11 protein-coding genes are annotated in these 11,814 nt (G+C 45.4%); all 11 read left to right on the top strand.

Going from position 1 to position 11,814, the window contains the following annotated elements:
* Positions 1 to 97 precede the first annotated feature (97 nt).
* Positions 98 to 499, top strand: a complete 402-nt coding sequence (locus B5X68_RS27955) for an HYC_CC_PP family protein (protein WP_082218073.1) — start codon at positions 98 to 100, stop codon at positions 497 to 499.
* 107 nt (positions 500 to 606) lie between these two features.
* On the top strand, positions 607 to 1,674 hold the full coding sequence (locus tag B5X68_RS27950) for a YncE family protein (RefSeq protein WP_082218072.1): 1,068 nt from the start codon (positions 607 to 609) through the stop codon (positions 1,672 to 1,674).
* A 37-nt stretch (positions 1,675 to 1,711) separates the two neighbouring features.
* Positions 1,712 to 2,257: a heavy metal-binding domain-containing protein gene (locus B5X68_RS27945; RefSeq protein ID WP_310588660.1), complete on the top strand. Its 546-nt coding sequence runs from the start codon at positions 1,712 to 1,714 to the stop codon at positions 2,255 to 2,257.
* A 31-nt stretch (positions 2,258 to 2,288) separates the two neighbouring features.
* Positions 2,289 to 2,954, top strand: coding sequence for a DUF2231 domain-containing protein (locus B5X68_RS27940; protein ID WP_131962155.1), 666 nt, complete (start codon positions 2,289 to 2,291; stop codon positions 2,952 to 2,954).
* A 41-nt stretch (positions 2,955 to 2,995) separates the two neighbouring features.
* The gene (locus B5X68_RS27935) at positions 2,996 to 4,291 is read left to right on the top strand and encodes an efflux RND transporter permease subunit (RefSeq protein ID WP_082218070.1); all 1,296 of its coding nucleotides are present in this window, start codon (positions 2,996 to 2,998) and stop codon (positions 4,289 to 4,291) included.
* Positions 4,288 to 6,222 (top strand): efflux RND transporter permease subunit, encoded by a 1,935-nt coding sequence (locus tag B5X68_RS27930; RefSeq protein WP_082218094.1) that lies wholly within the window; start codon positions 4,288 to 4,290, stop codon positions 6,220 to 6,222. Before B5X68_RS27935 ends, B5X68_RS27930 begins: the two co-directional genes overlap by 4 nt.
* A complete protein-coding gene (locus B5X68_RS27925) occupies positions 6,206 to 7,459 on the top strand; it encodes a TolC family protein (protein ID WP_212568048.1) in 1,254 nt (417 codons plus the stop codon). Before B5X68_RS27930 ends, B5X68_RS27925 begins: the two co-directional genes overlap by 17 nt.
* Positions 7,437 to 8,759: a heavy metal-binding domain-containing protein gene (locus B5X68_RS27920; RefSeq protein WP_082218068.1), complete on the top strand. Its 1,323-nt coding sequence runs from the start codon at positions 7,437 to 7,439 to the stop codon at positions 8,757 to 8,759. Before B5X68_RS27925 ends, B5X68_RS27920 begins: the two co-directional genes overlap by 23 nt.
* Positions 8,760 to 8,762: 3 nt before the next feature.
* The gene (locus B5X68_RS27915; protein WP_082218067.1) at positions 8,763 to 9,980 is read left to right on the top strand and encodes an efflux RND transporter periplasmic adaptor subunit; all 1,218 of its coding nucleotides are present in this window, start codon (positions 8,763 to 8,765) and stop codon (positions 9,978 to 9,980) included.
* A gap of 28 nt (positions 9,981 to 10,008) precedes the next feature.
* The gene (locus tag B5X68_RS27910; RefSeq protein WP_170916756.1) at positions 10,009 to 10,572 is read left to right on the top strand and encodes a DUF3347 domain-containing protein; all 564 of its coding nucleotides are present in this window, start codon (positions 10,009 to 10,011) and stop codon (positions 10,570 to 10,572) included.
* Between the two features lie 64 nt (positions 10,573 to 10,636).
* The coding region (locus B5X68_RS27905; protein ID WP_170916755.1) for a multicopper oxidase family protein at positions 10,637 to 11,814 on the top strand (1,178 nt) is incomplete at its 3' end.

The raw sequence follows: 11,814 nt of genomic DNA, 5'->3' as shown, positions 1-11,814 counted from the left end.
GCCCATTGCTCATCAATCCAAAAATTATGTAAGTCTGATCCATAATTGTATAAGTAGGTAAGGTATTTTTTTCTGATATTTGCGTTTTAAGTCCATCATGAAAAAGCTTACTGTACTTTTCCTGACCTTTCTTTACCTGGGTACTGCAACCGGTGTTACCTTACACCTGCACTACTGTATGGGGGAAGTGGTCAACTGGGAAGTTACAAAGGCAGACCAGGGCCACTGTGAAAATTGTGGGATGGATAAAAACAAATCCACAAAAAACGGGTGTTGTAAAGACGAGTTCAAGAAAGTAAAGACAGACGATTCCCGCAAACTGACAGAAAATACTTTCAGTAATCCACTGCTTTCTGTGGCAGTGTTAAATGAAGGGGTAACATATGATTTCTCAGCACCCTCTTATCCGAATATTTTAGAGACGAGCAATCAAAGTAATGCTCCTCCCCGAAGTAAACCAGTCCCGGTTTATATTCTGCACTGTAGTTACCTGATTTAAAATTTCGTATCCCTTCTATGCCAGGCAAATGTATTTGTCGGGCTATTTGTGCTATACTCCTATCAGCACTGATCAATCTTTCTTTCAATTATTAAAATACAAAGTCTATGCTACGCATTAGCTATGGCGCATTTCTGCTGCTTGCCATTACTTCATTTTCCGCTTGCCGTAAACATGTCATGGAAGATATGCCCATGGAAAAAAATATCGACTATCCTGCTGCTTATGTGGTTAATGGAGAAGATGCAACGGTTTCTGTGATCCGGTTATCAGATCAAACAGTATCAGAGACTTTGGATCTGATGACTGGTTCAGCAGAGATGATTATGTGGCCACATCACATCTACCATCTCCAGAGTTTGGGAGAGCATAGGTTAACTGTTGCAGTTCCGGGAATGGATTTAAGTGAAGGGCATGCGGGAGCAATGGCCGGAATGAAAGGAAAAGTTCTTGTCTTGGATGCTGTAAAGGGTACAGTTTTAAAAGATTTGGAAGTGCCTGTCATGAATCACAACGCAGTTTATTCTCCTGATGGCAAAGAGATATGGACTTCTCAAATGGATATGGCAGGTAAAGTGCTTGTCTATGATGCAGCTACCTACACCTTGAAAAATACAATCGCTGTGGGTATGGAGCCCGCCGAAGTAACATTTTCCGCAGATGGCTCTAAGGTTTACGTTGCTAATGGTGGCGATGACAACGTCTCGGTCATAAACCCGGCAACAAAGGCCATCATTAAAACCATTGATGTTGGCGACAATCCAGTTGCCGCCTGGGTAGGATACGATGGAAAGATGTACGTGGACAATGAAGATGGTAAGTCAGTAAGTGTTATCAATGTTGCCTCTGATAAAGTAGTCCAGACCATCGCACTTGGATTTATGCCTGGCAGCGTTGCACACAACCCTACCAAAAAAGAGTTGTGGGTAACTGATCCGGAAAACGGTAAAGTACACTATTGGACCTGGGATGATGCCATGCAAGACTGGATGCATGGGAATGTCTTCGAAGCGGCAGCGGGCGCACACGCAGTTGGCTTCACAACAGATGGCAGTACTGCCTATGTAACCAATCAAATGGCGCAAAGTGTATCGGTTATTAATACCTCTAATCACACTAAAATCAAAGACATTCTCGTCGGTAAGAAGCCAAACGGCATCGTACTCAAACAATGACTGTAACATTTATTTACCCTTAATATTTACCTGAATCATGAAAACCATTCACGTTAAGAACATATTGCTCTTGATCATATTGATGATCCCTACGGTCCTACTCGCACAAGCCAATTATAAACAGCCCTTCAACATTGCCAAAGATGGCATGATCACTGATGCAGCAGGGACTACCATTGGCTCGGTTACGAAGGAAAATATTGTGAAGGACCACAAAGGCCACAAAATAGCATTCGTCGATGGAGAGGGCAGCCTGATTGATGCCCATACCAATAAGAAAATGGGGCGGATGGGTAAAGATGGTAAGACCTATTACAATGCAAATGGTGAAATATACCTGACTGTGAAAGACAAAGGTGAAACCTGTGAAATTTACGACGCATCTGGTAAGAAGATCGGGGATGTCCATTCCAGTTACAAGGGTATGGCCTGCGGGCTGCATTGTTTTGAAAATGGCCTGGATGCCAACATGCAAAAGAAACCTGTCTCGGCAGCTGCCTATGTATGCCCGATGCACCCGGAGATCACCGGAAAAGAAGGGGATAGCTGCTCAAAATGTCATATGAAGCTGGTCAAAAAATAGGTCAAATAATTCACTTTAACAGATTATCCCAATGAAATCAATAAGCAAGGTATTCTTTTTGCTGACATGCATGTTACTGCTGACAGGTTCATCTCTATTTGCCCATAACGGGAAAAAGCACGGTAAAGCTAAGATGGACTCGGCCCAGGCGGTTGCGCCTGCTAGCCAGCACCAGCATGGCGGGCATGATAGTACAGCCATGCAAGCGGCTATGAGCCCTGATGGCGATCATCAGCATGGTCTTAGTGAGTTCCCCACACTACACCCCCTGGTCGTACACTTTCCAATTGTCCTATTAATCATTGCAGCCCTTCTCCAATGGGTAGGTCTGTTCTTTTATAAAAAAGAGATTACAACGGTGGCCTGGGCACTTTTACTGTTTGGTTTTATTGGCGCTTACGCGTCATCGACCTGGTTTCATGCGCATACCGCGCAGCTGGCACCAGCTATTCAAGCTATACTCGAAGAGCATGAGAAGTATGCATCTTATACACAGTGGCTGTCAGGGCTAGCCCTGCTGGTACAGTCAGTCAATCTGTTTTTCCTGAAAAGAAATGTTTGGATTAACGCTTCCATGGCTATCGTCATGAGTGCGGCTGCATTCTTTGTTGCCTATACAGGGCATCATGGTGCTGAACTGATCCATAAGCATGGCGTTGGGGCAAAAGGTTATTTACTGGAACAACATCATCATTAATAAATATTAAGACCTGCTAAGGGGAGGTTACAGAATTAAGTATGGTACATCGTATTATAGAATGGTCATTACAGAACCGGTTCATTGTACTGGTCTTATCGGCAGCACTGCTCGTATGGGGCGCGTTTGCCATTAAGAAGAACCCTATTGATGCCATTCCGGATTTATCCGAAAACCAGGTAATTGTTTTTACCGAGTGGATGGGCCGGGGCCCCCAGTTAATTGAAGACCAGATTACTTACCCTTTGGTTACCAATCTTCAGGGGCTTCCCAAAATCAAATATGTACGGGGCACTTCCATGTTTGGGATGAGTTTCATTTACGTTATTTTTAATGATGACGTGGACGTATATTGGGCGCGTGAGCGGGTTCTTGAAAGATTAAGTACTGTATCCCGCTCATTGCCCACCGGCGTCAGCCCACAACTTGGCCCTGACGGAACAGGGGTCGGACATATACTCTGGTATACACTGGATGCACCCGAAATGGACTTGGGGGAACAAAGGGCTTTGCAGGACTGGTATATCAAGTTTGCTTTGCAGAATGTTGAAGGGGTCAGTGAAATCGCCTCTTTTGGTGGTTTTCAAAAACAGTATCAAATTACCGTAGATCCAAATAAGCTGCTTTACTACCGCTTATCGGTACCAGAAGTAATGAGTGCAATCCGTTTGAATAATAATGAATCAGGCGGAAGAAAATTCGAGTTAAGTGACATTGGCTATATTATCAAGACGTCGGGCTATCTTCAATCCATTGAAGAAATTGAGAATATACCGGTCAAAAACCAGGCCAGTATCCCCATCAGAGTTTCAGATATAGCTTCCGTGCAGATGACAGGCGAAACCCGGCTTGGTATTTTTGATCAGGATGGGGAAGGTGAACGGGTTGGCGGTATTGTGGTCATGCGCTATGGTGAAAATGCGGCTGCTGTTATTGAAAAAGTAAAGGCAAAAATGAGCGAAGCTGCCAAGGGGTTTCCCAAGGGCGTTAAATTCGATATCGTCTACGACCGGGGGGAGCTGATCCAGGAGTCCGTTGATTCTATCAAGCACACATTAATTGAAGAAATGATCGTGGTCTCACTGGTAGTGATCATCTTTCTTTTTCACTGGCGCAGTGCATTAAGTATTATCATCCAGATTCCCATTACCCTTGCCGCTAGCTTCATTTTACTGAATGCCTTTAGTATCTCATCCAACATTATGTCCTTAACCGGTATCGCCCTTGCTATCGGCGTAATCGTCGACAACGGCATTATTATGAGTGAAAATGCCTATAAGCATCTTTCTCAGCGGTATGAAGAGTGGCAGGAACAGCAGAAAACGACATCATTATGAAATGGTTTAAGAAAAGAAAAGATAAGCAGCCCGATTGGATTACAGAATCCGAACGCCTGGCCATTATTGAAAAATCAAGCAAACAGGTATCCCGGGGGGTGTTCTTTGCGACAGTCATTATTATTACATCTTTTCTTCCTGTATTTATGCTCACGGGACAGGAAGGTAAGCTGTTTCACCCTTTGGCCTATACGAAAACTTTCATTTTGATCGTGGACGCGTTGCTTGTCATTACGCTGGCCCCGGTGTTGATATCCTTTATCATGAAAGGTAAGTTCCGGCCCGATCACGCCAATCCAGTTAACAGAGTTCTCGAACGTGTTTATGAGCCCGTCATCAGGGGGGTTTTAAAATGGCGCAAGACTACATTGGCCGTCAACATTATTGCGCTTTTGGTCACTATACCATTACTGACCAGTCTTGGGTCTGAGTTCATGCCACCACTGGATGAGCAAAGCATCCTTTTCATGCCTGTAACGCTGCCGGACATATCGAATTCAGAAGCAAAACGGATCCTGCAGGTACAGGACAAAATTATTAAATCAGTTCCTGAGGTTGATAAGGTATTGGGAAAAGCTGGAAGGGCAAGTACTGCTACCGACAACTCTCCGATCAGCATGATTGAGACGATCATCAAATTGAAACCAAAGTCCGAGTGGCGCGAAGGGGTTACAAAGAAGGATATTATTACCGAGCTTGATGCTAAACTTCAGATTCCGGGCGTAATCAACGGCTGGACCCAGCCGATCGTCAACCGGATCAACATGCTTTCGACCGGGATCCGTACTGATGTAGGTGTTAAAGTGTATGGCCAGAATTTGGATACCATCGCCAATGTGTCTGAAAGGGTTAAAAAAACGCTCGAAGGCACGGCAGGTATAAGTGACCTGTATGTAGAACCCGTGACAGGTGGAAAGTATTTGTCTATCAACCCAAGAAGAGAAGATTTAAGCCGTTATGGGCTTAATGTCGATGATGTAAACCAAGCCGTAGAATTTGCATTGGGGGGGGCACCGATAGGAAACACCATTGAGGGCAGAAAGCGGTTTTCAATCAGCGTCAGGCTTGCCCAGAATTACCGAAACAGCGTAGAAACCATCAAGAGGTTACCATTGATGTCTGCATCTATGGGTGAAGTACCCCTATCAGCGGTGGCTGATGTGGTATTTGAAAACGGTCCTCCGATGATAGCCTCCGAAAACGCCATGCTGCGTGGCGCAGTATTGTTCAATGTTCGCGGCCGTGATCTGGGCGGAACCGTCCAGGAAGCCATCGAAAAGATCAGTAAATCAAATGGCGTGCTTCCACCGGGTTATTACCTGGAATGGAGCGGACAGTATGAAAACCTGATACGCGGTAAGCAGACGCTTTTGTGGATTGCTCCGGTCGTGCTGCTAATTATTTTCTTTTCACTGTATTTCGCTTTTCATTCCCTACGCGAAGCATTTTTAAGCCTGATCACTGTACCCTTTGCTTTGATCGGTGGGGCGTATATGATCTATTTCTGGGGTGTTAACCTCTCGGTCGCAGTGGCTGTGGGTTTTATTGCTTTGTTTGGTATTGCCGTAGAAACCGGTATCGTCATGGTCATCTATCTGAATGATGCCATGCAGCAGCTGGTCACTAAAAAAGGGAATTCTGCTCAGTCAATTACCGGAGATGACCTGCGCGAGTACGTAATCCATGGGGCGGTAAAACGTTTGCGGCCCAAGCTGATGACAGTGTGCGTTTCGCTGTTTGGATTGGTGCCGGTACTTTGGGCCAATGGCGTAGGAACGGATGTGATGCAGCCGATTGTACTACCGATGATCGGAGGCGTGCTCACATCATCTACCCACATCCTACTAGTAACACCACTGATATTTTTAATGACAAAGGAGTATGAGCTTCGTAAATACGGAAAACTGCAAATCCATGATACACAGCACTAGTTATGTAAAATGGTTAATCCTGTTTCTGCTTCCGCTTACAGGTTGGGCACAGAAGCCGGTGTTTACACTGGATACTATTTTACAACGGATTGATAACAACAACCTGATGCTGCAGTCCTATGGGCTTAAAGCGGACAGTTACAAACATAGTGGTGATGCAGCCACGGCCTGGATGCCGCCTATGGTAGGTTTGGGGACTTTCATGACCCCTTATCCCAATCAAATGATTATGGAATCCCGCGACAAAGGAAACCTGATGCTGCAGATCGAGCAGGATATACCTAATCTGGCAAAGCTCAGTGCGAAAAGAAAATACGTCGCTTCCCAGGGCAATGTGGAAAGGGCCAACCGTGATATTACCCTCAATACATATAAGGCACAGGCAAAACGACTTTATTTCAACTGGCTCATTGCCCTCCAGCGTGTAAGCGTGCTTGAAGAGAATGAGAAAATCATGGTTATGATGAAGAAGATCGAAGAAGTCAGGTATCCCTATAACCAGTCACAACTTGGAGGGGTTTTCCGGGCTGAATCGAAGATCCTGGAAAACCAGAATATGATCCGTATGCAGGAAGGAACTATCGGGAAAGCGAAAGGATGGCTTAATAGCCTGATGAATGTGGTTGGCAATCAAGATTTCGAAATTGACACTACATACATCCCCTCCTTTCAGCCAGCCATGTACTACGATACCGCTACGCTGGCCGACGTAAGAATGGATGTCTTTAAGATGAATGAAAGTATCCGGTCCATGCAGCTCAATATCGAAAGCATGAAACAGCAGAAAAAACCGGATTTTAAGATCCGCTTTGACCATATGTACCCACTCGACGCAATGATGCCTAATGCTTACAGCGTGATGGGGATGCTAAGTATCCCTATTGCACCTTGGTCATCTAAAATGTACAAATCCGATATCAAGGGCATGCAGCTGAACATCCAGGGAATGCAAAAGGAACGTTCTGCGATGCTGGTGGAAACCCAGGGCATGCTTTATGGGATGCAGTCAGAGATCGAGTCCATGCAGACAAGGGTCAGCACCATGCAGGAAAAAATAATCCCGGCCCTTCAAAAAGCGATGGACGCTTACTTTGCCAATTATCAGGAGAATAAAGCCCAGTTGCCTGTTGTAATAGATGCCTGGGAAGCTTTGACGATGATGCAAATGAATGTGCTGGACGAGAAATTGAAACTCTATGAAATGATTGTGGATTATGAAAAAGAACTATATCGTTAGCCAGCTCATAGTGCTTTTACTGGCTACCGTGTTTTTAACTGCCTGTGACAGTAAAACCCCAAAAGATGGGCATACTGCTCATGGGCAATCAGAGCAGTATACCTGCCCGATGCATCCGCAGGTAATTAGCAGCAAACCAGGCAAGTGCCCGATCTGTGGCATGGACCTGGTAGCAAAAGAAGCAAATAATGAACTGATCGTTGATACCAGCTTCAATGCATTGTTAAAGCCGGTGAATGCCCAGGTGATTGCCAACATCCCACTGACCAATGCCGAAAGCGGGATGCGAATTTTTTCAGCCCAGGCGCAAGGCGTTGTAACTTATGACAGCCGAAGCCAGGTCTCCCTTTCATCCAGAGTGGGTGGCCGTATTGAAAAGCTGCTGATCAAATATAACTACCAGCCTGTTAGGAAAGGTCAGTTGGTGATGGAGGTTTATTCACCAGATTTGGCATCAGCTCAAAGGGAACTTTTAATGCTTGGTAACGATGAAGGCAGCCGGGATTTACTATCGAAAGCAAAACAGCGCCTGCTACTGCTGGGAGTAGCCCCGGGGCAAATTGAAGACATCATCAAGTCAGGAAATATCCTATATAAGGTACCCGTATATAGTCCTGCCAATGGATACATCCTGGAACAATCAGCTAGCTTGCCTGCAGCAAGCGCGCCTATGCCGACACCTTCCGGCAGTGATGGAGCGGCAATGGATGAGATGGCTGGCAGTTCCCCTGCATCAGCAGCTCCTACTAGGCCATCGGCGGCGGTTTCGCCCGTCCTTTTGCGTGCCGGGCAATATATTACAGCCGGCCAAACCCTGTTTACTATTTATACCTCCCAAGGCCTGATTGCTGAATTCGCGTTATCGCCAGCTATATCTTCCCGCATCAAACCAGGACAAAAGCTGCTCTTTTATGCGGGCAATGACAAAGAAACTATGGCCAGTGGCCAGATAGGGCTGATCCAACCGGTCCTTCGAAGTGGCGAGAGTTTCACCTTGGCCAGGGTTTATCTTCCGGGAAAAAACCTGACGCCGGGCCAACTGCTGACGGCGAACATTCCCATTGTTTTTCAAAAAGGGTTATGGCTGGATAAAAAGGCGGTCTGGCAGACCGGCAGCAAGTCTATTGTATTTAAGCGGCAGGGTAAAGTGCTGGTACCTATGAAAGTTAAAGCCGGGGCAGTTGTAGATGGGATGGTACAGATACTATCTGATATCAAGGATTGGAAAGTAGCGTCCAATGCATCGTATTTGATAGATAGTGAGAGCTTTATTAAGGATAACAGTCTTGTTGAAAATTAAAATATGAAAAGAATCACATTTTTGAGGCTGGCCACTTTGGCATCTTTTGCTCCGGGGATGCTTCTGATTGCTTGTAAAGATAATCAAAAGAAAAAGGCCGCAGAAGCCGGGCAGAAGACTTATACCTGTCCTATGCATCCACAAATAGTTCAGGACAAACCGGGTAGTTGTCCTATATGTGGTATGGACTTGGTCATCTTTGATAAAAGTAATAAGGATGCCTCTATCACACTAGGTGAAAGTCAAATAGCACTGGCCAATATTACTACTATGACAATGGGCAGCGGCCTTTTGTCGAATTCAAAAAGGCTCAATGGCCGGCTTGCTGTGAACCCTGACCAAACCGCTGTTGTATCCAGCCGTGTGGCAGGGCGTATTCAGGTGTTATATATTAAAGAAACCGGTGTACCGGTAAGGAAAGGACAGGCGCTTTATAAAATATATTCTGAACAGCTTTCCGCATTGCAGCAGGAATATTTGTTGGCATATGCCCAATTAAAGCAGTTCCCTTCCGACACGCGGTTTGGAGCTATTGAAAAGGCCGCCCGTCAAAAACTACGTTTGTATGATCAAAGTGAAGAAGATATACAAGGCTTGACGGCAAGTCAGAAGCAGGAGCCATACATTACTTACCGGGCACCGATCAGCGGCACAGTATCAGAGCTTTCGGTAACAGAAGGTCAATATGTAAGCGAGGGAAGCGCGATACTACGCCTTGAAGACTACTCTTCTTTATGGGTCGAAGCCGATATTTATCCGGCAGAAGCGGCCAGCATCCGAACAGGGCAAAAGGTACAGGTGCAAGTTACAGGCTGGGAAGATAAACCCCAGCCAATGCGAATCGACTTTATTGTTCCGGCAATTCAAAGTGGCAGCCAGCTAATGCAGGTCCGGGGAACTGTTCCAAATCCAGGCAGCCGGTGGCAGCCAGGATTACAGGCTAATTTAATTTTACCCATTGCCCCATCTGCGAATGCTATGACTTTACCTGTCGATGCAGTGATCCGTGACGCAAAAGGTGCGCATGTATGGGTTGAAACGAAGCCTGGTACTTTTCTGGCTCGAATGGTCTCTACCGGAATCCAAAATGCTGACCTGGTCGAAATAAAGGAAGGCATTGCCAAAGACGAGAAAGTGGTTGTAACAGGTGCTTATCTTTTATATAGTGAATATGTATTAAAAAAGGGGTCTGATCCCATGGCGCTGCATCAACATGAATAACCAATTTTTAACCATAAATTTTAGTAAGATGAAAAAAGTAACCAAATGGGCCCTGCCGGTGGCAATGATAGTATTTCTTTCGGCCTGCGGCAGCAAAAATGAAGAAGGCAACACCAGTTCCCATCAGGATTCAACGGCCCATGAGCACCATGAAGGCATGGATATGGGCGGCAAAGAAACAGGTAAAGTCGTATTAAAAGATGATAAGCTTAATGCAGTTTACCAGCATTATATCCATTTGACCACGGCTTTGATCAATTCAGATACAGCAGAAGCAAAAATTGCAGCCAGTGCCATAGAAGCCGGTCTAGGCCAGGTTCCACAAGGATCTCAGGCCGCTAAAACGGCTTCTCGAATTACAGAGGCCAAAGACATTGAATCCCAGCGGACATTATATTCTGCACTAAGTGATGAGTTTATACCCCTTGTTAAAAAAGCCGGATTGAACAGCGGCGAACTGTATGTTGATTTTTGTCCAATGGCAAACAAGGATAAGGGTGGCTATTGGCTGTCTGCCCAAAAAGAGATTAAAAATCCATACATGGGGGATAAAATGATTTCCTGCGGAGAGGTAAAGGAGACAATAAATTAACAGTGATACGTACTGGTTCAGGGCATGCCCTGAACCAATTTCAACAACATTTAAAACACTTCTGATGAAACTAGCCACTATACTACTACTATTATTGCTGCCCGTTGGGGAAGTTTTCGCGCAGCACCAACACGGCGGTGTATCAACCGTACCGACATCTGCTAAAAAACCGTTTTTAGAAAACGCAAAAGGGGGCAAGGTCGAATACCACCTATATGTAAATGACACATTAGCCAACATCAGTGGAAAAAGAAAGGTCTCGGCACTTGCTATGAATGGTCAGATCCCTGCACCGACCTTAAATTTTACCGAAGGGGACACTGCCGTCATCCATGTCCATAATCTGATGCGCCATGAAACTTCAATCCATTGGCATGGCCTTCTTTTGCCCAATAAGGAGGATGGTGTACCTTATCTGACAACCGCCCCGGTAGAGCCAGGCGGACAGTACACATTTACCTTCCCGCTTATTCAAAGCGGGACCTTTTGGTATCATTCCCATACCATGCTCCAGGAGCAAAGCGGATTGTATGGTTCAATCGTGATCCAGCCTAGAAAGAAATCTTATGAAGTGGACAAGGAGTTTGTGCTTTTGTTATCGGACTGGACAGATGAGAACCCAAGGCGTGTGCTGAATGCGTTGAAAAGGAATGATCCGGCTAGTGAGTGGTATTCTATTAAAAAAGGGTATGCCCAGAGCCTTGATAAGTTAATACAGCACAAAGGATTGGGCAACAGGCTCAAGAATGGCTGGAAACGAATGCCGCCCATGGACCTGTCTGATGTTTATTACGCAGCATTTCTTGCAAATGGAAAACGCAAAGAAAGTATTCCGGATTTAAAACCCGGTGATAAAGTCCGGTTACGTGTCATTAACGGTTCAGCTTCGACCTATTTCTATCTGCATGGAGGGGCAGGAAAACTGGAATTGATCTCATCTGATGGGATCGACGTAAAGCCAATCAAAATAGATCGGTTGCTGATGGGGATTGCCGAAACTTATGATTTTCTGTTGACTGTCCCAAAGAATAAAACCATGGAGTTTAGGGCAACTGCCCAAGACGTCTCCGGATTTGCTTCTTTATATTTCGGGAAAGGGGATACACTATCTGCCGCACCGATCCCCAGGCCTAACGTTTGGAATATGGATGAGATGATGATGAGCATGGCTGTTAATTTCCCAGATAGAATGAACCATTCGGGAATGGGTGAAATGGATCATAGCAAAATGAAAATGGAGCC

Origin of the sequence: Dyadobacter psychrophilus (genome assembly GCF_900167945.1) — a bacterium.
GTDB classification, from domain to species: Bacteria; Bacteroidota; Bacteroidia; order Cytophagales; family Spirosomataceae; genus Dyadobacter; species Dyadobacter psychrophilus.
This window is presented reverse-complemented; position numbering and strand designations above follow the sequence as displayed.